We start from the raw sequence: 19,985 nt of genomic DNA, 5'->3' as shown, positions 1-19,985 counted from the left end.
TTCTTACCGTTATCCGGCTTACTTTTGTTTACATATGAATAAAAATGCGTATATTTCTCATTTGCATTTGTTTTCAAGTGCGTATTGGCATTTTTTATCAATCGTGGCCATAGAGCTGCGGATCACAACAACACTCGTAAGATTAAGGGTTTACCATGTCTCTTGTTTTCACTACCCGGGATAGACGTACCGCTCCTTCTCTCGTGGCCGTCGGCATTGCGCTGGCGCTTTATCCTCATCTGGGGCACGCCGCCACGGATAACAAAGATGACACCATCATCGTAGAAGGCAGCGATGAAACCAGCCCGGAGTCGCAGCAGCAAGATTACAGCGTCAAAACCACGACCACCGGTACCAAGCTACTACTGATACCGCGCGATATTCCGCAGTCCGTCAGCGTTGTTAGCCAACAGCGAATGAAAGATCAGAATCTGAATTCAATTGGTGAAGTATTAACCAACACCACCGGCGTGACCGCACAAGTACAGGATAGCGACCGTACCGTGTTCTACTCTCGTGGCTTTTTCGTCAGCAACTATGCCTACGATGACCTGCCGACGTCGATAAGCGAAGTATGGAACTTCGGTGACACCACCACCGATACCGCGATTTATGACCGTATCGAAGTTGTTCGCGGTGCCACCGGCCTGATGAGCGGTTCCGGTAACCCGTCGGCCTATGTCAACATGGTGCGCAAACATGCCGACAGCCGGGAGTTTCAGGGCAACGTTTCGGCCACCTACGGCAGCTGGGATAAGCAGCGCTATGTATTGGATCTACAGGCCCCGCTGGTTGAGTCCGGTAACGTGCGCGGGCGCATGATTGCGGGCTATCAGGACAACGACTCATGGATGGACAACTATCACTATCAGAAAAAATTTCTCTACGGCGTAGTGGACGCCGACCTCACCGATAGCACCACGCTATCGCTGGGCTATGAGTATCAGGAAAGCGAGACCTCCGATCCTACCTGGGGTGGGCTGCCTACCTGGTATAGCGATGGCAGTAAAACCCATTACGACCGCAGTGATACCTCAGCGCCAAACTGGGCCTACTCCGATAAAGACAGCACTCGCGTGTTTGCCAACTTTACCCAACGCTTTGACAGCGGTTGGGAAGCCCATATCAACGGTATGCATACCGAAACGAATTTCGATACTAAAACAATGTACATGTCCGGGTATCCAGATAAAGAGACCGGTGACGGCATGGTCGGTTACGGCGGCTGGAACCGTGGCGAGCGTAAGCAGGATGCGGTAGATGCCTTCCTACGCGGTGGCTACGAGTTGTTTGGCCGTAGCCACGAAATGATGGTTGGCGGCAGCTTTAGCCGTCAGCGCAATCACTACGATAACAGTATGCCAAATTCAAAATGGGGTGTTGTCGATGTTGGCAGCTTCAATAACTGGAACGGCAACATTGCCGACCCGCAGTGGACACCGTGGAAGTTCTACAGCAAAGACGATATACGTCAGTCCTCGGCATACACCTCTACGCGTATTTCGCTGGCAGACCCACTGAACCTGATCCTTGGCGCACGTTATACCAACTACAACATCAAGTATAACCCTGCTGGTGCTCCCACAACGTTTCTTGATAGCACCAAGAGTGACGTCACACCCTATGCAGGCCTGGTTTATGACATCAATGACACCTGGTCGGCCTACGCCAGCTATACCACCATTTTCCAACCGCAGGATAAACGCGATGCCAGCGGTCGCTACCTTGATCCAACCACCGGGAAGAGCTACGAAGCCGGTGTGAAAGCCGATTGGTTTAATACTCGCCTGACAACCTCACTGGCGGTATTCCGCATTGAACAGGATCATGTGGCAAGCAGCACTTCCGATCAGCTGCCAAGCGGCGAGTCTATCTACGAATCGCTGGACGGCGTGGTCAGCCGAGGGGTCGAATTCGAACTGAACGGCGCGCTGACCGATAACTGGCAGTTGACCTTTGGCGCCACCCGCTATGTCGCAGATGACAAAGACGGTAAAGCGGTGAGCTCCGATCAGCCGCGCACGACGCTCAAGCTGTTCACCCGCTATCAGTTGCCAATGGTGCCTGAGCTGACGGTTGGCGGCGGCGTTAACTGGCAGAATAAGATCTGGAACAACGTCAGCGACGGTCCGAAGGGGGCTGACTATATCGAACAGGGCAGCTACGGGCTGGTGAATCTGTTTAGCCGTTATCAGGTAACCAAGCAGTTTGCCCTACAGGCCAACATCAATAACCTGTTTGATAAGAAGTACTACGACTACGTGGGTTCATATCTGGTCTACGGTGCGCCAATGAACGTCTCTATCTCGGCAAGCTACGATTTCTGATAATAACCGGTTCCCCGGGCTACATAGAGCCTGTAGCCCGTCCAGGCGAAGCGCCGCCGGGATTGACGCCCATCTTACAGACGTAAAAAAGGCAGCCATTCGGCTGCCTTAGTCTCCCCAATTTTACGACCTCGTAATCAATTAGTGATTACGAATATAGTCGTCCATCTCGGTTTTCAGGTTATCGGATTTAGTACCGAAAATCGCCTGAACGCCGGAACCTGCAACCACCACGCCAGCAGCGCCCAGTTTTTTCAGGCCAGCCTGATCAACTTTCGCTACGTCGGCTACGCTCACGCGCAGACGGGTGATACATGCATCAAGGTTCGTGATGTTTTCTTTACCGCCGAAGGCTGCAATCAGCGCCGGAGCCATTTCACTGGTTGCGGTTGCTTTGGTGTCTTCAGTGTTATCTTCACGACCCGGGGTTTTCAGGTCCAGTGCTTTAATCAGCACGCGGAAGACAACGTAGTAAACGATCGCATAGCAGATACCCACGATCGGGAACAGCCACAGTTTGCTGCTGTTACCGGACAGTACGATAAAGTCGATCAGGCCGTGAGAGAAGGAGGTACCGTCACGCATACCCAGCAGGATACAGATCGGGAACGCCAGACCAGCCAGAATCGCGTGGATGATGTACAGAATCGGCGCAACGAACATGAAGGAGAACTCGATCGGCTCGGTAATACCGGTCAGGAACGAGGTCAGCGCTGCGGAGATCATGATACCGCCCACTTTTGCACGGTTCTCTGGTTTAGCAGAGTGCCAGATGGCAATCGCAGCAGCTGGCAGGCCGTACATTTTGAACAGGAAGCCGCCGGACAGTTTGCCCGCAGTCGGGTCGCCTGCCATGTAGCGAGGGATATCACCGTGGAATACCTGGCCTGCGGCGTTGGTGTATTCACCAATCTGCATCTGGAATGGAACGTTCCAGATGTGGTGCAGACCAAACGGCACCAGGCAGCGCTCGATGAAGCCGTAGATACCAAACGCCACAACCGGGTTCTGGTAAGCAGCCCACTGAGAGAAGGTCTGGATAGCAGTACCGATTGGTGGCCAGATGAAGGACAGGATCACACCGGTAAAGATAGCGGCCAGACCTGAGATGATCGGTACAAAGCGCTTGCCCGCGAAGAAGCCCAGGTATTCTGGCAGCTTGATGCGGTAGAAGCGGTTGAACATGTACGCAGCAATTGCACCGGAGATAATACCGCCCAGAACACCGGTATCAGCCAGGTGTTTAGCGGTGATTTCTTCAGCCGGTAAATGCAGTACCAGCGGCGCAACCACAGCCATGGTTTTCACCATGATGCCATAAGCGACGACTGAGGCGAGTGCGGATACGCCATCGTTATTGGTGAAGCCTAATGCCACACCGATAGCGAAGATAAGCGGCATGTTAGCAAAAACAGAACCGCCTGCTTCTGCCATAACATGAGAGACGACGGCTGGCAGCCAGCTGAAGTTTGCGGAACCGACGCCCAGCAGGATACCTGCGATAGGCAGCACGGAAACCGGCAGCATCAGCGATTTACCGACCTTCTGCAGGTTAGCAAATGCATTCTTAAACATAATTAGGAGTGCTCCTGAGTATTTGTACTTTTGTTATACACGTTGTGTATATCTACGTTTTCACGCATTGGTGAGAGGGGAGAGACTCACCAGGGACAGGACATCTAAGTGCCCTTTTTATTTATTACACAGAGTAAAATAATTCACTCCGGTTTTGTTTGACGGCTATCACGTTTCAAAGAGCTATGGCGTAAAATCTTAATCTTCTTTACATAAAACGTGTCTGTATGTTTCAGAAATAACATTCACCGCCACTTTTATGGCGGTGAACTGTACTCGCTTTGTCTATTAATTACGAGCAATAAAATAAGCTATGAAATCAGGCAGATTGCAGGCGGGATGGGGCGATGTGGAAAAGGCGGGCGAAGTTATCGGTCGTCTGCAGCGCAAGCTGTTCAAGGCTTACGCCCTTCAGCACCGCCATGTACTCTGCCACGTCACGAACCATCGCTGGCTGGTTCTCTTTACCACGATGCGGCACCGGGGCCAGGTACGGGGAATCGGTCTCAACCAGCAGCCTGTCCAGCGGTACATAGCGTGCGGCATCGCGAAGCTGCTCCGCATTACGGAAAGTGACAATGCCGGAAAACGAGATATAGAAGCCCATATCCAGTAGCTTACCCGCCGTCTCTCTATCTTCAGTGAAACAGTGTAGTACACCGCCGCAATCCGTCACCTTTTCTTCCTGCAGGATGGCCAGGGTATCGGCACGCGCGTCGCGGGTATGAACGATGACCGGCTTGTTCAGCTCGCGGCCAATCTGAATGTGCTGGCGAAAAGAGAGCTGCTGCTGCGCTTTGGTTTCCGGGGTGTAGAAATAGTCCAGCCCGGTTTCCCCCATTGCGACCACACCCTCTTCCGCCGCCAGACGACGCAGTTCTTCAACATCGTACGGCTCGTCCTGATTCAGCGGGTGAACGCCGCAGGAAAAGACCACTTCCGGGCGATTGCCCACCAGCTCACGCATGCTGCGATAGCCAGGAATGGTAGTGGCGACTGCGAGGGCAAAACGGACGTCGCGCGCGGCGGCTTTCGCCATCACATCATCAACGTCTTTGTGCAGGGATTCATAATTAAGGCCATCAAGATGGCAATGCGAGTCGACTAAAAACATGGTGTCTCTCTTAGAGGTGGGATACTGGCAGTACCACACCAGGTTGCAAATACTGTTCCCAGCGCAGCAGGCGCTCGGTGAGGATCAATTCGCGGTTCAGCCCCGTTACGCTCAGCAACTGCTCACGGCAGGTGCAGGCATCGGCGGCTATCACCTGTAGGCGGGAAGCGGATAGCGTGTTCGCCAGTTGATGCACTAAACCGAGGCTATCGGCGTTGGTCAGCCGCGTAATACGCTGTTGATGCTTCATGGCATCCAGCAGCAGCGACGAGAACCAGTGCAGACGTGCCACGACTGAATCATGGTTCAGCGTCGGCAAAAGCGCCAGCCAGTCGCCGCTGGTTAAGGTGAAGCTCAGCGCCTGACAGAGCTTTTCGCGCGCGCCCCAACTTTCTGGAGCCAGCAGTTCCAGCGCGGCCGCTGGCGCATGGTCGCACAGGCGCAGCGCGGTGAGCAGCGTCTCGCGCGGCTGGCTGATTTCTCGCTCCAGCCACGCCAGCGCATAGGCTTCGCTCGGCGGCGCCAGATGAAAAGCGCGGCAGCGACTACGCAACGTCGCCAGCAGGCGAGCCGGCTCTTCACAAGCGAGGAAGAACCAGGTGTTCTTCGGCGGCTCTTCCAGCGTTTTTAACAACGCGTTGGCGGCGGCTTCAGTCAGCAGTGCCGCATCGGCAATCCACACAACTTTCGCCCCGCCAAGGCGTGAATGTTCGTACAGCTTTTCGCTGGTGTCGCGCACCGCGTCGATGCCCAACGTGCTTTTGCCTTTCTCCGGCTGCAGCACGTAGTAATCCGGGTGCGTCCCCGCCTGCATCAGCTGGCAGCTATGGCACTGACCGCAGCTTTTATGGCCGTCGGGGGTCTGGCACATCAGAAAACGGGTGATGGCGTAGGCCAGTGAATCAGCCCCCATTCCGCCGCGCGCCTGAATCAACAGCGCGTGGTGACCCCGTCCGGCCTGGTAGCTTGCGACAAGCTGCTCAAACGGTGGGCGTAACCACGGGTACCATTTCATGCCTGCTGCTCCGCAACCCAGGCGGTGACCGCCGCACGGATATCGTTCATCACGTTGTCCAGCGGCTGGGTGGCATCGACAGTAATAATACTGCTATCTTCCGCCGCCAGCTCCAGATAACGGGCGCGGGTGCGGTTGAAGAAGTTCAGCGACTCCTGCTCAATGCGGTCGAGGTCACCACGCGCACGGGCACGCTTCAGGCCCACTTCCGGCGTCACGTCGAGATAAATAGTCAGGTTCGGACGAAAATCGCCAAGCACCGTATTGCGCAGCGTCGACAGCATCTCTCTATCGATACCGCGACCACCGCCCTGATAGGCCTGAGTCGAGAGATCGTGGCGATCGCCAATAACCCACTTCCCGCTCGCCAGTGCCGGTTTGATCACCGTTTCAACCAGTTGGACGCGCGCGGCGTAGAACATCAGCACTTCCGCTTTATCGGTAATCACTTCGTCGCCGACTGATTTGATGTCCAGCACCAGGCTGCGCAGTTTTTCTGCCAGCACGGTACCGCCCGGTTCACGGGTGAACAGCAGGTCGTTTACGCCGAGGTCGCGAAGCGTTTCGACAACCACGTCGCGAGCGGTGGTTTTGCCCGCCCCTTCCAGTCCTTCAATGACGATGTAATTACTGCGCATTTTTATCCTTTAGCACTTTCAGGTAATCCTGTACCGAGCGGTTATGGCTCGCAAGATTGGTATTAAACGTATGCCCGCCTTTGCCATCGGCCACAAAATAGAGGTACGGCGTTTTTGCCGGATGCGCAGCGGCATTCAGCGAGGCTTCGCCCGGGCTGGCAATCGCCCCCGGCGGCAGGCCAGAAATCGTGTAGGTATTATACGCGGTTGGGGTCTCAAGATCCTTACGGGAAAGCTTTCCATCGTAGCGCTCACCCATGCCGTAGATAACGGTCGGATCGGTTTGCAGACGCATGCCAATGCGCAGGCGGTTGATAAACACCGACGCCACGCGATCGCGCTCGGAGGGCACTGCGGTCTCTTTCTCAATGATAGAGGCCATCGTCACCAGCTGATTTTTGTCATTGTACGGCAGGTTATCCGCCCGCCCTTCCCAGACTTTATCGACCTGTGCGACCATTTTCTGGTGCGCGCGCTTGAGGATGGCGACATCGCTGGTATTGGCGGTGTACATCCAGGTGTCAGGCCAGAACCAGCCTTCCACCCATTCCGGGTTATTGAACTTAAGCGCTTCGGCTACCGTGGCGTATTTATCATCGCTCAGCGTGTGTTTGATGTACGGCGCTTCGCGTAGCTGCTTAAGGTAATCACTGAGGCGCATCCCTTCAACAAAGCGCAGCGGGAATTGCGCCTCTTTGCCGCTACCCAGCAACTGCAGCATTTCACGCACGGTCATCTGCGGCGTGAAACGATAGGTGCCAGCCTTAAAGTGGGAAAGCTCTGGTTCAAGACGCAGCAGCCACTGGAAGACGCGTGGACGGTTGATCACTTTCTCAGCGTAAAGCTGGTCGCCCAGCGCCAGTCGCCCGGTGCCGGTTTTTAGCGTAAAGACCGTCTCGTCTTTAATCAGGAGCGTACTGTTGGCGAGCTGTCGGACTTTCCACACGCCAATACCGGCGGCAATGCCCAGAATAACCAACAGTAACAAAACTACGCGTAACATTTTCTTCATGCTAATCAGGCGACTCACAAAGTGGGGCTAGAAATTGGTAAAGTTCGCGGGCAGACCACTGCTGCTCCGCATAGCGCTGAACGGGGACAAGCGGCATCAGCGCGTTACAAATAAGCACTTCATCCGCCTCCGCTATCGCCGTCAGCGGCGCATTCACTTCGACAACGCGAAACGCCGAGCGTGCCAGCTGCGCAATAATAAACTGGCGCATAATCCCATTCACTCCGGCCTGGTCAAGGCGCGGCGTAAACACATCCTGCCCGCAGCGCCAGAACAGATTGGCGGCACAGCATTCCGTAAGCCACCCGTCGCTGTCAAGGACAAGGGCCTCATCGGCCGTCGTCTGCTCAAGATGAGAACGAATCAGCACCTGCTCGAGGCGATTGAGATGCTTAAGACCCGCGAGATACGGGTTACGTCCAAGCGTTACCGGGCTGAGCGCAAGGGTGATCCCCTCCGCTTTCCAGCGTGCGTAATGGGCTGGTGCGACCGAGGTCGAGAGTATCCGCGTCGGCGTCTGGCAGGCGCTGCCGCTATAGCCACGGCCACCTGCGCCACGGCTAAGAATGATTTTGAGCACCCCATTTTGCAGATGCTGCGCCAGCAGCATCATCTCATCGCTGAGCGTTGACCATAATTCGAAGGGAATAGCCAGCCGCTGACAGGCGGATTGCAGGCGAGTGATGTGCGCAGGCAGAAGTTGCACCCGGCCGTTGACCACTCTGGCGGTGGTAAAGCAACCGTCACCAAACTGAGTAGCGCGATCGTTCACCGCGAGCGTGTTCTGCTCGAGGCCATTAATCAAGAACATAGCGGCTCCTTATTGATGGTCGGGTAGTGTCGCAGGATGAAACGCGCTGAACAAGCAGAGAAAGCTGAATAAAAAAAGGCCCGACATGCGGGCCTTCATCGATGCGTTGTCTGATAGCGCGTCGCCATCAGACAATCAGGCTCAGACCTTTTTGAAGATCAGTGAACCGTTGGTACCACCAAAGCCGAAGGAGTTACACAGAGTGTACTCCATACCGCTGACCTGACGCGCTTCGTGAGGCACGAAGTCCAGGTCACAACCTTCATCCGGATTATCCAGGTTGATGGTTGGCGGAACAGCCTGATCGCGCAGTGCCAGGATGGAGTAGATAGATTCTACTGCGCCTGCAGCACCGAGCAGATGGCCGGTCATAGACTTGGTGGAGCTGACCATTACGCGGCTCGCAGCGTCGCCGAAGACAGACTTAACGGCCTGCGCTTCTGCTTTATCGCCTGCTGGCGTAGAGGTCCCGTGGGCGTTCACGTAGCCAATCTGGCCCGCATCAATGCCCGCGTCGCGAATAGCGTTAACCATCGCCAGCGCTGCACCTGCGCCGTTTTCCGGCGGTGAAGTCATGTGGTACGCATCGCTGCTCATACCGAAGCCAACGACTTCAGCATAGATTTTCGCGCCACGTTTTTTCGCGTGCTCGTACTCTTCCAGTACGACCATACCTGCGCCGTCACCCAGCACAAAGCCATCACGCTCTTTATCCCACGGACGGCTCGCCGCCTGCGGGTTATCGTTACGCGTAGACAGCGCACGCGCCGCACCGAAACCACCAACGCCCAGAGGGGTACTGGCTTTTTCAGCGCCACCGGCAACCATCGCATCCGCATCGCCATAAGCGATGATACGCGCGGCCTGACCGATGTTGTGCACACCGGAAGTACAGGCGGTCGCGATGGAGATGCTTGGCCCACGCAAACCGAACATGATGGTCAGGTGACCTGCCACCATGTTAACAATCGTCGACGGAACGAAGAACGGGCTGATCTTACGAGGACCACCATTCACCAGAGAGGTGTGGTTTTCTTCGATAAGACCGAGACCGCCAATACCGGAGCCGATAGCGGCGCCAATACGGTGAGCGTTCTCTTCCGTAATTTCAAGGCCAGAATCCTGCATGGCCTGAACGCCAGCGACAATTCCATATTGAATGAAGGCATCCATCTTGCGCTGTTCTTTGCGCGAGATAATGTCATCACAGTTAAAATCCTTTACTAAGCCAGCAAATTTGGTTGCATAGGCGCTAGTATCGAAATGGTCGATCAGGCTGATGCCACTCTGACCGGCAAGGAGAGCTTTCCAGGTAGACTCTACGGTATTGCCGACAGGAGACAACATGCCCAGTCCGGTCACAACTACACGACGCTTAGACACGTTTGTCCTCCAGGGAGGGATAAAATAGATACTTGTGGGACAAAAAGATAAAACTCAGGCGGTCGAATGACCGCCTGGAGATGTTCACTTACGCCTGGTGACCGTTGATGTAATCAATGGCAGCCTGAACGGTGGTGATTTTCTCAGCTTCTTCGTCCGGAATCTCAGTATCAAACTCTTCTTCCAGAGCCATTACCAGCTCAACGGTGTCAAGAGAATCTGCGCCCAGGTCTTCAACGAAGGAAGCATTGTTGGTCACTTCTTCCTGCTTAACGCCCAGCTGTTCGCCGATGATTTTCTTAACGCGTTCTTCGATAGTGCTCATACTCTTAAATTTCCTATCAAAACTCGCTTTCGCGATGGTTTTCGTAGTGTATAAAATGTTGAAAAATTTGCAACTAAATCCCGGCAGGTCGTACCACGATTTTACGCTATTTTGAGGGTGTTTGCCCTCATAACGCAAATGATTTTGCACTAATCATGCTCAGACATACGTAGATTGCCCGTTGTCTGAGCACTTTGTGCAAAACGCAATCAGACCATGTACATCCCGCCGTTTACGTGCAACGTTTCACCAGTGATGTAACTTGCTTCGTCGGAGGCCAAAAATGCAACCGCACTAGCGATTTCATTTGGAGTGCCGAGGCGCCCCGCAGGAACTGCCGCCAGTGTACCCGCACGCTGCTCATCGGTCAGCGCACGCGTCATGTCCGTTTCAATAAAGCCCGGAGCAACAACGTTCACAGTAATACCGCGTGACGCAACTTCACGCGCCAGTGATTTACTGAAGCCGATCAGACCCGCTTTCGCCGCAGCGTAGTTAGCCTGACCTGCATTTCCCATGGTACCAACCACAGAACCGATAGTGATGATACGCCCATGACGCTTTTTCATCATAGCGCGCATTACCGCTTTTGACAGACGGAAAACAGATGACAGGTTGGTTTCGATGATATCGTTCCACTCGTCATCTTTCATGCGCATTAACAGGTTATCACGAGTAATCCCGGCATTATTGACCAGAATGTCGACTTCGCCAAATTCCGCGCGGATATTTCCGAGAACAGATTCAATAGATGCCGGATCGGTCACATTCAACAGCAAACCTTTACCGTTCGCACCCAAATAATCGCTAATCGCCTGCGCGCCGCTTTCGCTGGTCGCAGTACCGATAACTTTCGCGCCGCGAGCGACGAGAGTTTCAGCGATTGCGCGGCCAATACCGCGGCTTGCACCCGTTACCAGTGCAATTTTTCCTTCAAAGCTCATGCTTTCCTCTTTATTGCGCAAGTGCCGCTGACAGGGCAGCCGGCTCGTTAATGGCCGATGCAGTCAGGGTATCTACAATACGTTTGGTCAGACCGGTGAGGACTTTACCCGGACCAACTTCATACAGATGCTCTACGCCCTGGGATGCCATAAACTCAACGGTTTTGGTCCACTGAACCGGGCTGTACAGCTGGCGAACCAGCGCGTCGCGAATCGCGTCGGCATCGGTTTCGCACTTCACGTCGACGTTGTTCACAACCGGAACAGTCGGCGCATTAAAGGTAATTTTCTGTAGCTCAACGGCCAGTTTCTCGGCAGCAGGCTTCATCAGCGCACAGTGGGATGGCACGCTAACCGGCAGCGGCAGCGCACGCTTAGCGCCCGCTGCTTTGCAGGCTGCGCCCGCACGTTCAACCGCTTCTTTGTGACCGGCGATAACCACCTGGCCCGGCGAGTTGAAGTTAACCGGAGAAACCACCTGACCTTCCGCAGACGCTTCGCACGCTTTAGCGATAGACGCATCGTCAAGACCGATGATAGCAGACATGCCGCCAGTGCCTTCCGGTACCGCTTCCTGCATGAATTTGCCGCGCAGTTCAACCAGACGCACCGCGTCAGCAAAAGCGATAACGCCCGCGCAAACCAGCGCAGAGTATTCGCCCAGGCTGTGACCGGCCATCAGAGTCGGTGCTTTACCGCCCTGCTGCTGCCACAGACGATACAGGGCAACGGAAGCGGTCAGCAGCGCAGGCTGAGTCTGCCAGGTTTTGTTCAGCTCTTCAGCAGGACCCTGTTGGGTCAGCGCCCATAAATCGTAGCCCAGCGCTGCGGAAGCTTCATGAAAAGTTTCTTCAATAACCGGATAGGTTGCTGCCAGTTCAGACAGCATGCCTACCGCCTGTGAACCCTGACCCGGGAACACGAAAGCGAATTGCGTCATGTTTATAATCCTTATACTTAGAAACGAACCAGCGCAGAGCCCCAGGTGAACCCGCCACCGAAGGCCTCGAGCAGCACCAGTTGACCGCGTTTAATGCGACCGTCGCGTACCGCTTCGTCAAAGGCACACGGCACGGAAGCGGCGGAGGTGTTGCCGTGACGGTCGAGAGTGACCACGACATTGTCCATCGACATGCCGAGCTTCTTCGCCGTCGCGCTGATAATACGTAAGTTCGCCTGGTGCGGCACCAGCCAGTCCAGTTCAGAACGGTCGAGGTTATTCGCTGCCAGCGTTTCATCAACGATGTGCGCCAGTTCAGTCACCGCGACTTTAAAGACTTCGTTACCCGCCATCGTCAGATGGATGGAGTTTTCCGGGTTAACACGATCGGCGTTCGGCAGCGTCAGCAGCTTACCGTAGCTCCCGTCTGCATGCAGATGGGTTGAGATGATGCCCGGCTCTTCAGATGCGCCAAGCACCACGGCGCCCGCGCCGTCACCGAAGATAATGATCGTGCCGCGATCGGTTGGATCGCAGGTACGTGCCAGCGTATCGGCACCGACCACCAGCGCATATTTCACTGCGCCCGTTTTGACGTACAGATCGGCCACACTCAGCGCGTAGGTGAAACCTGCGCACGCTGCCGCGACGTCGAATGCCGGTGCGCCTTTCACGCCCAGCATTTCCTGAATCTGACAGGCTGCACTTGGGAAAGCATGGGTAGCAGAAGTGGTAGCCACCACAATCAGCCCCAGTTCGCTGGCTTCAATGCCCGCCATTTCCAGCGCGCGTTTTGCCGCTTCGTAACCCAGCGTAGACACGTTTTCATCAGGGCCAGCAATACGGCGCTCACGGATACCTGTACGGGTGACAATCCACTCGTCAGACGTATCAACCATTTTTTCCAGATCGGCGTTAGTCCGCACTTGCTCAGGCAGATAGCTGCCGGTACCAATAATCTTCGTATACATGTACGCTCAGTCACTTTTCGCTAATATAGCCGCCCTATTCAACCATCGGGGCGCTGGCGCTATCGGTTGCCAGCTTCCAGAATGTCGAATCCTGCGGGGTATACGGATTCCAGGCGAGCGGCAATTCGCTGAGGAACTTGTCGCTGCACCGCCTGCACTGCCTGTTCTATAGCGATCGCAAAGGCTCGCTGATTGGCTGCACCATGACTCTTAATCACCGTGCCGCGCAATCCTAACAGACAGGCGCCATTATACTGGTCGGGGTTGAGGTGACTGAATCGCCTTGTCAGGCTTTTTTGTAACCAACGCTTTAATAAAAGCAGCCACCACGACCGTTTTTTCCCTTCGCTCTGCGATTTCAGCAGCGAGAGGAAGACTCTGACAACCCCTTCCATCGTCTTTAAGGTGACGTTACCTGTGAAGCCATCGCAAACCAGCACATCGGTTTTTCCCGTCAACAGCTCATTGGCTTCAAGATAGCCGATATAGTTGAGGGAAGAGATTGTTTTTAACACTAATGAGGCATCACGAATACTATCATGCCCCTTAATCTCTTCTTCACCGATGTTCAGTAGCGCAACGCGCGGGTTTTCAATTCCCAGCACGTCTTCGGCCATGACCGAACCCATGACGGCAAACTGCACCAGCATGTTACTGTCGCAATCCACGTTGGCACCGAGATCCAGCACCACCGTTTTGCCCTTTTGCTGATGCGGCAGAACCGTCACCAGCGCCGGGCGCTCAATCCCCTGAATGGGCTTGATCAATAATTTTGCCAGCCCCATCAGCGCACCGGTGTTTCCGGCGCTGACGCAGGCTTCGGCCCGCCCTTCTTTCACCATCTCAAGCGCCACGCGCATTGAACTACCGCGGCTATGGCGGATAGCATGCGAGGGCCGTTCATCACTGGCAATAACCGACTGGGCAGGGATAATCTGCAAACGTGAACGTTGTTCAAAGTCAGCTTTGGCAAGTAATGGCGTAATGTCGTCGGGATTACCGACTAAAAGAAGTGAGAGTTGCGGATTAGAACTCAGTGCCTGCAATGCTGCAGGCACTGTCACGGAAGGGCCAAAATCGCCCCCCATGACATCTAACGCCAGGGTTAGACGTGTCAAGGTATCGTCGCCGCTTGGTTTGGGTTTCCCCGCGTTAACGGGGAAATTCCTCACTAAGCTTCATCACGCTTTCGCGTGATTACTTAGCGATTACCTTACGGCCACGGTAGAAACCGTCGGCAGTGATGTGGTGACGCAGGTGTTGTTCACCAGAAGTTTTGTCTACAGACAGGCTGGTGACTGCGGTCAGAGCGTCATGGGAACGACGCATGCCACGTTTGGAACGGGTTGGTTTATTCTGTTGTACGGCCATGGACCTTACTCCTCAATTACTTTTGCTTTAAGCTGGCTAATACGGCAAATGGGTTTGGCTTCTGTGCCTCTTCAGGCAATTCACCAAAGACCATGTCCGCCTCGGACACTTCACAGTGTTCAGAATCATGCACCGGAACTACCGGCAAGGCGAGGATGATTTCATCTTCAACCAACGCCAGCAGATCGATTTCACCGAATTCGTTAACCTCAATCGGCTCATACGCTTCCGGGAGTGCCTCAACCTGATCATCATTTTTGACCGGGCTGAAACAATACTTTGTGTAAACATGATGAGTAAACGGTTTCCCGCAACGCTGGCACTCCAACGATACCGTCACCTCCACATCGCCGGTCAAGACCGCGAGGCGTTGGTTATCGATATTGAAGGACATGTCGCATTCAACATCACTGTCTACACTGACGACGAACGCGGCGACGCGCTCCGCCTGATCGGGGGTATAGATACCCTGGTAATCAAGGCGTTTTTGAGCCGTACGAACCGGATCGAGAGTCAGGGGTAATTTTACCTTTTGCATAGGGCGCGCATATTAACTTTGTAACGTCATAGAGTCAAAGAAAAAGGCAGCCTCAGGTTGCCTTTTGCCAATAATTCGCACACATTGCGGCCTATAGTTTAAAATGTCGGAATCTAATTCGCTACCGTCTATTTAAAAAATTATGCCTGAATTGATTCTTGCTTCGACATCCCCCTATCGCAAACAGCTTCTCGAGAAACTCGGCCTGCCTTTCGAGTTCGCCGCCCCCGAGGTTGATGAACTACCGTTACCAGGCGAAACCCCACGTAGCCTGGTCCTGCGACTGGCGCAGGCCAAAGCCCAGGCGCTGGCCGTGCGTTTCCCTAACCATCTGATTATTGGCTCTGACCAGGTCTGTTTACTCGATGGAGAAATCACCGGTAAACCGCACACCGAAGAGAATGCTCGCCTGCAATTAAAAAAGGCCAGTGGCAATGTGGTGACGTTTTATACCGGGCTGGCGCTGTATAACTCCGCCAATGGCCAGCTACAAACGGAATGCGAGCCGTTCGACGTTCATTTCCGCCATTTAAGTGAGCAAGAAATCAACGCCTATATCCGTAAAGAAAATCCGCTCAACTGCGCCGGCAGCTTTAAAAGCGAGGGGTTGGGGATTGCATTATTTGACCGCCTTGAAGGGCGCGATCCGAACACGCTGATTGGTTTACCGCTGATTGCCCTGTGCAAAATGCTCCGTCGGGAGCGCTTTAACCCGCTGGCAGATTAGTGCATTCCCGGCGCCGCTACATTTGGGATAGGTAGCCCGGCCAAGCGCAGCGACGCCGGGAAATCCCCCCACGATCACAGTTTATTTTTTCATCACCATTACAATTCAGACTCCACATTGAAACATTGTTTTAATTTAAGGAGAGAGAATGCGTGGTACCCCAAAACTGTTATTTATGCTGGCAATGCTGAGCGCAACGCAGGCCAATGCCGCTGATGACTGGCAGCATCAGGGCATTGTCGAAGGCAACCTTCCCGCCAGTTGGCAACAGATGAAAAGCCAGATGCAGTACCCTGATTCATGGCTTTCCGGGCACTATTCCGATTTTAAAACGTGGCAGCAGCATGCCCGTCAGTTATTTCGTCACTCGCTTCTCACTCCTGACGCGACCAAACCCTTCGACGCACAAAACATCGCCCGCGAAGACCGAGGCAGCTACACCGCAGAAAAGCTGGCCCTTAACATCACCGACGACAACCGCATTGCCGCGCTAATGCTGACGCCAAAATCCCCGGGCCCACATCCGGCAATCGTCCTGCTCCACGACCACGGTTCGAAATTCGATATCGGCAAAGAGAAACTCATCCGCCCATGGGGTAACGCCGAGCAGCTTGCCAGCGCCCAGGCCTGGGCCGACAAATTCTTCAGCGGGCGTTTTATTGGCGATGAGCTGGCAAAGCGTGGCTACGTGGTTATCGCCATCGACAGCCCCGGCTGGGGCGATCGCGGGCCGATGGTGTATGAACAGCAGCAGGCACTGGCCAGCAACTACTTTAATCTGGGACGTTCTCTGGCGGGTGAAGTAGCCTATGAAGATATGCGCACCGTAGACTTTCTCGCCTCGCTTAAAGGGGTCGATAGCCAGCGTATCGGCGTGCTCGGTTTCTCTATGGGCGGGTATCGCGCCTGGCAGTTGGCGGCGCTATCCGATAAGGTCGCCGCCACGGCGGTTATCTCCTGGTTCGGTACCTATAACGGCCTGATGACCCCGGGTAACAACGTGCTTCGCGGCCAGTCGGCCTTTTACATGCTGCATCCGGGCATGGCGGCCAAAATGGATATTCCGGATATCGCCAGCATTGCCGCACCGAAACCAATGCTGATATTTAGCGGCGGACAGGACAAGCTTTTCCCGGCCAGCGCAGTCAACGATGCCTTTGCCAAAGTGCACCGCGTCTGGTCTTCGCAAAAAGCCGACAACATGCTGGTAACCAAAACCTGGCCAGCGTTAGGTCACGTCTTTTACCAGCAACAGCAGGAGGAAGTGTTCCCGTGGCTGGATAAATGGTTGAAACCTTAACCCCTCGCCCTCAGCCCGGTGTGATATCAGGTCTGAGGGCATAGCTTTTTCTTGCCGGACTCAGTACTCTCTCGCCACCCTTTTTCCTGACCCAAGGAGTGCTCCGTGAGCGCCCCATCTTCGCCGCCCTCTGCTTCGCTTTGGCTTCCTATTACGCTTGCCAGCCTGATCCTGATGATCACTATGGGTATCCGTCAGACCGTGGGGCTGTTTGTACACCCTATCGTGATGGAAACGTCGATGAGCATCGCCGAAATCAGCATGGCGCTGGCGATTGGTCAATTGATGTGGGGAGCGTTCCAGCCGCTGTTTGGTGCCTGGGCAGATAAACGCGGCGCGTTCAGCGTACTGGTACTTGGTGCGCTAATGATTGCGTTGGGTCAACTGGGCACGCTGTGGGCCGCGTCGTTTCTGCCCTTAACCCTGGCGCAAGGTCTGCTCAGCCCAGCAGGTGCCGCGGCGGGCAGCTTCTCGGTGCTGATTGGCGTAGTCGCCAGCCGTCTGCCTACCGATAAAGGTTCCATGGCAAGTGGCCTGATCAACGCCGGTGGTTCGGTTGGGCAGTTTATCTTTGCCCCGCTGGTGCAGTTGATTATCGGCCTGCGAGGCATGGCCTCCGGGCTAGTGTTTCTGGCGATTGCAGCCCTTGCGACCATCTTTCCGTCCTGGATGCTGTGTCGCGGCGATAAACGCCAGTTGGCACATGCGCCTACCTCATCAGCGGCCGACCCAGGACTTAAACAGCAGATTGCCCTCGCCTTTCGTAACCCAAGCTATCTGTTGCTGCACGCAGGCTTTCTCACCTGCGGTTTTCACGTCGCATTTCTGACTACCCACCTGCCATCTGAAGCCGCACTCTGCGGACACGATGCCACCGTTCCAGCTATCAGCCTGTCGCTGATTGGCTTATGCAACATTGCGGGCAGCATCATGGCGGGCTTTCTCGGCAAGCGTTATCCGATGAAGTACATTCTGGCCGTGCTGTATGCCTCCCGTGCGGTGATGATTGCGTTGTTTCTGGTTTCCTCGAAATCAGAGGCGGCCTTCTATATCTTCGCCTGCGCAATCGGTTTTACCTGGCTTGCCACCGTGCCGCCGACGGCAGGCATCATCGGCAAGCTCTTCGGCACCCGCTACCTGGCAACGCTGTTTGGCTTCACGCTGTTTACCCATCAGATTGGGGCCTTTTTCGGTGCCTGGCTGGGCGGCGTGGCGATGCAGTACGAAGGAAGTCTGACGTGGGTGTGGTACGCGGATATTGCGCTGGCGCTGCTAGCCGCGCTGGTGAACCTGCCTATTAAAGAAAAAAGCGTTGCCGTTCGCGTCAGCGACATGGCGTAAAAAAAGCGGGCTATCAGAGCCCGCTTTTCACTTTATAACAGCCTGTTACTGCTGCTTGCTTTGACTACGCAGCACCTGCAAGCAGCGCTTGAGCTGGTCGTCAAGCGGCGCTTCAATACGCAGTACTTCACCGGTACCCGGGTGAGTAAACTTCAGTGCAGCAGCATGCAAGAACAGACGGTTCAGGCCAGTGCCTGCGAGCTGTTTATCAAACTCGCGGTCACCATAACGGTCATCGAAGGCAATCGGGTGACCGGCATGCAGCGTGTGCACGCGGATCTGGTGCGTACGCCCGGTCACCGGGCTACAGCGCACCAGCGTGGCGTGGGTATAGCGTTCTTCCACCTTAAAGCGGGTTTCCGACGGCTTCCCTTCCTGGCTCACGCGCACAATACGCTCGCCGCTTTGCAGAATATTTTTCAACAGCGGTGCCTGCACCACTTTAACGTGGGACTGCCACTGCCCGCGCACCAGCGCCAGGTAATCTTTTTGCATCCCCTTCTCACGCAGCTGTTCGTGCAGCGAACGCAGCGCAGAGCGCTTCTTCGCCACCAGCAGGACGCCGGAGGTATCGCGGTCCAGGCGGTGCACCAGTTCAAGGAAGCGGGCTTCCGGGCGTAAGGCACGCAGCCCTTCAATCACGCCAAAGCTCAGGCCGCTGCCGCCGTGCACGGCGGTACCAGAAGGTTTGTTCAGCACGAGGATATGATCGTCTTCATAGAGGATCACGTCGCTCAGCGCCGCGACTTTTTGCAGATGCGGCGACACCGCCTCTTCTTCACGCTCGGCGACGCGCACCGGTGGGATACGCACTTCATCACCGGCTTCCAGCTTATATTCTGGTTTGATGCGTTTTTTGTTTACCCGCACTTCACCCTTACGCAGGATGCGGTAAATCATGCTCTTCGGCACGCCCTTCAGCTGGGTGCGCAAAAAGTTGTCAATTCGTTGCCCGGCTTCATCAGCGCTAATGGCAATCATTTTTACGGTCGGAGTCTCAGTTTTCATGGTGCGCGATTCTAAATATCCCGGCTCAATAGCGCCACTCATTTTTCTATGCTTATATTTATCATTACCCATTTCTGACGTTGCTTCACCCTATGAGTTGTTTGTTATTAGAACAATCTCATCGGACTGGTGAAAAAACTGTGAGTAACCGGGTGATAAAAGGTGAAAGTCATCTTGCTATAACCAGGTTAGCAAGGAATAATGAATCTGTTTTCCGTGTTGAACCTGGAATAACAAGGATATTTACGGAATGACCAGTTTTGTCCGTCCGATCATCCACGCAGCAATGGCGTAAGACGTATTGATCGTTCAGACAGTTAGCGGGCTGCGAGTTGCAGTCCTTACCGGTACATATACTGTATGATTTTTAGATGGCAGACAGAAAACGCAACGGGAAACATCCGTGCAGACCTCTACCTTCTGAAAGATAACGAGTATAAATGGAATCTTCTCTGGAGAGTTATCCCAGGCTGTTCCCCAAATAATTGCGCTGTGTTTCCGCTTGAAACACAGGCTACCGACACTCTGCGCCTCTTAAGCGAGCGACAACCGTGAGGTTGGCGACGTGAATAGTCACGAGGCCATCGGTTTACCCCGGAAAGGCAACACTCTGCTCGCAGCTTAGTCGTCAATGTAAGAATAATG

19 protein-coding genes are annotated in these 19,985 nt (G+C 54.6%); 4 read left to right on the top strand and 15 right to left on the bottom strand.

Annotated elements, in window-relative coordinates; genetic code table 11:
* Positions 1-155 precede the first annotated feature (155 nt).
* Positions 156-2,327 (top strand): ferric-rhodotorulic acid/ferric-coprogen receptor FhuE, encoded by a 2,172-nt coding sequence (gene fhuE / locus AB2B48_RS02980; protein ID WP_368300754.1) that lies wholly within the window; start codon positions 156-158, stop codon positions 2,325-2,327.
* A gap of 141 nt (positions 2,328-2,468) precedes the next feature.
* Here the strand turns inward: fhuE and ptsG are convergent, their stop codons facing one another.
* The 14 genes from ptsG to yceD form a co-directional block, all read right to left on the bottom strand.
* Complete coding sequence (gene ptsG, locus AB2B48_RS02975; protein WP_220440298.1) at positions 2,469-3,902, bottom strand: PTS glucose transporter subunit IIBC; 1,434 nt, start codon at positions 3,900-3,902, stop codon at positions 2,469-2,471.
* Between the two features lie 319 nt (positions 3,903-4,221).
* Complete coding sequence (locus AB2B48_RS02970) at positions 4,222-5,016, bottom strand: metal-dependent hydrolase (RefSeq protein WP_185666404.1); 795 nt, start codon at positions 5,014-5,016, stop codon at positions 4,222-4,224.
* Positions 5,017-5,026: 10 nt separating this feature from the next.
* Positions 5,027-6,031: a DNA polymerase III subunit delta' gene (holB, locus tag AB2B48_RS02965; RefSeq protein WP_368300753.1), complete on the bottom strand. Its 1,005-nt coding sequence runs from the start codon at positions 6,029-6,031 to the stop codon at positions 5,027-5,029.
* Positions 6,028-6,669, bottom strand: coding sequence for a dTMP kinase (gene tmk, locus AB2B48_RS02960; protein WP_368300752.1), 642 nt, complete (start codon positions 6,667-6,669; stop codon positions 6,028-6,030). Before tmk ends, holB begins: the two co-directional genes overlap by 4 nt.
* Positions 6,659-7,681, bottom strand: coding sequence for a cell division protein YceG (gene yceG, locus AB2B48_RS02955; protein ID WP_368300751.1), 1,023 nt, complete (start codon positions 7,679-7,681; stop codon positions 6,659-6,661). Before yceG ends, tmk begins: the two co-directional genes overlap by 11 nt.
* Before the next feature lies 1 nt (position 7,682).
* Positions 7,683-8,492: an aminodeoxychorismate lyase gene (gene pabC / locus AB2B48_RS02950; protein WP_368300750.1), complete on the bottom strand. Its 810-nt coding sequence runs from the start codon at positions 8,490-8,492 to the stop codon at positions 7,683-7,685.
* A 141-nt stretch (positions 8,493-8,633) separates the two neighbouring features.
* Positions 8,634-9,875 (bottom strand): beta-ketoacyl-ACP synthase II, encoded by a 1,242-nt coding sequence (gene fabF / locus AB2B48_RS02945; RefSeq protein WP_185666409.1) that lies wholly within the window; start codon positions 9,873-9,875, stop codon positions 8,634-8,636.
* Positions 9,876-9,963: 88 nt separating this feature from the next.
* Positions 9,964-10,200 carry an acyl carrier protein gene (gene acpP, locus AB2B48_RS02940; RefSeq protein WP_000103754.1) on the bottom strand — a complete coding sequence of 79 codons (237 nt, stop codon included), beginning with the start codon at positions 10,198-10,200 and terminating at the stop codon, positions 9,964-9,966.
* Positions 10,201-10,409: 209 nt separating this feature from the next.
* The gene (gene fabG, locus AB2B48_RS02935; protein WP_035894171.1) at positions 10,410-11,144 is read right to left on the bottom strand and encodes a 3-oxoacyl-ACP reductase FabG; all 735 of its coding nucleotides are present in this window, start codon (positions 11,142-11,144) and stop codon (positions 10,410-10,412) included.
* A gap of 10 nt (positions 11,145-11,154) precedes the next feature.
* On the bottom strand, positions 11,155-12,084 hold the full coding sequence (gene fabD / locus AB2B48_RS02930; RefSeq protein ID WP_220440293.1) for an ACP S-malonyltransferase: 930 nt from the start codon (positions 12,082-12,084) through the stop codon (positions 11,155-11,157).
* A gap of 17 nt (positions 12,085-12,101) precedes the next feature.
* A complete protein-coding gene (locus AB2B48_RS02925) occupies positions 12,102-13,055 on the bottom strand; it encodes a beta-ketoacyl-ACP synthase III (RefSeq protein ID WP_185666411.1) in 954 nt (317 codons plus the stop codon).
* Between the two features lie 59 nt (positions 13,056-13,114).
* The gene (gene plsX, locus AB2B48_RS02920; protein ID WP_333012870.1) at positions 13,115-14,173 is read right to left on the bottom strand and encodes a phosphate acyltransferase PlsX; all 1,059 of its coding nucleotides are present in this window, start codon (positions 14,171-14,173) and stop codon (positions 13,115-13,117) included.
* A gap of 79 nt (positions 14,174-14,252) precedes the next feature.
* Entirely contained in the window at positions 14,253-14,426 is a 174-nt protein-coding gene (rpmF, locus tag AB2B48_RS02915; protein WP_003036242.1) for a 50S ribosomal protein L32, read from the bottom strand.
* 16 nt (positions 14,427-14,442) lie between these two features.
* Positions 14,443-14,964, bottom strand: a complete 522-nt coding sequence (gene yceD, locus AB2B48_RS02910; RefSeq protein ID WP_368300749.1) for a 23S rRNA accumulation protein YceD — start codon at positions 14,962-14,964, stop codon at positions 14,443-14,445.
* 142 nt (positions 14,965-15,106) lie between these two features.
* On the opposite strand from yceD, the gene AB2B48_RS02905 reads away from it, so the two are divergent.
* The 3 genes from AB2B48_RS02905 (at position 15,107) to AB2B48_RS02895 (ending at position 18,332) form a co-directional block, all read left to right on the top strand.
* A complete protein-coding gene (locus AB2B48_RS02905; protein WP_368300748.1) occupies positions 15,107-15,691 on the top strand; it encodes a Maf family protein in 585 nt (194 codons plus the stop codon).
* Positions 15,692-15,866: 175 nt separating this feature from the next.
* Positions 15,867-16,991, top strand: a complete 1,125-nt coding sequence (locus AB2B48_RS02900) for a dienelactone hydrolase family protein (protein WP_368301898.1) — start codon at positions 15,867-15,869, stop codon at positions 16,989-16,991.
* Positions 16,992-17,096: 105 nt separating this feature from the next.
* Positions 17,097-18,332, top strand: coding sequence for an MFS transporter (locus AB2B48_RS02895; RefSeq protein ID WP_368300747.1), 1,236 nt, complete (start codon positions 17,097-17,099; stop codon positions 18,330-18,332).
* Between the two features lie 45 nt (positions 18,333-18,377).
* On the opposite strand, the gene rluC is transcribed toward AB2B48_RS02895, so the two are convergent.
* The gene (gene rluC / locus AB2B48_RS02890) at positions 18,378-19,340 is read right to left on the bottom strand and encodes a 23S rRNA pseudouridine(955/2504/2580) synthase RluC (RefSeq protein ID WP_368300746.1); all 963 of its coding nucleotides are present in this window, start codon (positions 19,338-19,340) and stop codon (positions 18,378-18,380) included.
* Between the last annotated feature and the right edge of the window lie 645 nt (positions 19,341-19,985).

This window comes from Kluyvera sichuanensis, from assembly GCF_040930405.1.
In the GTDB taxonomy this organism is placed as follows: Bacteria; Pseudomonadota; Gammaproteobacteria; order Enterobacterales; family Enterobacteriaceae; genus Kluyvera; species Kluyvera sichuanensis.
The sequence above is the reverse complement of the archived record's forward strand: the minus strand, read 5'-3'. Positions and strand labels throughout refer to the sequence as shown.

What these genes read in the sequence shown, in the direction of transcription:
- fabD (WP_220440293.1), bottom strand. Translation starts at nt 12,084, where the DNA reads ATGACGCAATTCGCTTTCGTGTTCCCGGGTCAGGGTTCACAGGCGGTA.
- rpmF (WP_003036242.1), bottom strand. Translation starts at nt 14,426, where the DNA reads ATGGCCGTACAACAGAATAAACCAACCCGTTCCAAACGTGGCATGCGT.
- rluC (WP_368300746.1), bottom strand. Translation starts at nt 19,340, where the DNA reads ATGAAAACTGAGACTCCGACCGTAAAAATGATTGCCATTAGCGCTGAT.
- holB (WP_368300753.1), bottom strand. Translation starts at nt 6,031, where the DNA reads ATGAAATGGTACCCGTGGTTACGCCCACCGTTTGAGCAGCTTGTCGCA.
- AB2B48_RS02905 (WP_368300748.1), top strand. Translation starts at nt 15,107, where the DNA reads ATGCCTGAATTGATTCTTGCTTCGACATCCCCCTATCGCAAACAGCTT.
- ptsG (WP_220440298.1), bottom strand. Translation starts at nt 3,902, where the DNA reads ATGTTTAAGAATGCATTTGCTAACCTGCAGAAGGTCGGTAAATCGCTG.
- fhuE (WP_368300754.1), top strand. Translation starts at nt 156, where the DNA reads ATGTCTCTTGTTTTCACTACCCGGGATAGACGTACCGCTCCTTCTCTC.
- AB2B48_RS02970 (WP_185666404.1), bottom strand. Translation starts at nt 5,016, where the DNA reads ATGTTTTTAGTCGACTCGCATTGCCATCTTGATGGCCTTAATTATGAA.
- AB2B48_RS02925 (WP_185666411.1), bottom strand. Translation starts at nt 13,055, where the DNA reads ATGTATACGAAGATTATTGGTACCGGCAGCTATCTGCCTGAGCAAGTG.
- AB2B48_RS02900 (WP_368301898.1), top strand. Translation starts at nt 15,867, where the DNA reads ATGCTGGCAATGCTGAGCGCAACGCAGGCCAATGCCGCTGATGACTGG.
- yceD (WP_368300749.1), bottom strand. Translation starts at nt 14,964, where the DNA reads ATGCAAAAGGTAAAATTACCCCTGACTCTCGATCCGGTTCGTACGGCT.
- acpP (WP_000103754.1), bottom strand. Translation starts at nt 10,200, where the DNA reads ATGAGCACTATCGAAGAACGCGTTAAGAAAATCATCGGCGAACAGCTG.
- fabG (WP_035894171.1), bottom strand. Translation starts at nt 11,144, where the DNA reads ATGAGCTTTGAAGGAAAAATTGCACTGGTAACGGGTGCAAGCCGCGGT.
- yceG (WP_368300751.1), bottom strand. Translation starts at nt 7,681, where the DNA reads ATGAAGAAAATGTTACGCGTAGTTTTGTTACTGTTGGTTATTCTGGGC.
- pabC (WP_368300750.1), bottom strand. Translation starts at nt 8,492, where the DNA reads ATGTTCTTGATTAATGGCCTCGAGCAGAACACGCTCGCGGTGAACGAT.
- tmk (WP_368300752.1), bottom strand. Translation starts at nt 6,669, where the DNA reads ATGCGCAGTAATTACATCGTCATTGAAGGACTGGAAGGGGCGGGCAAA.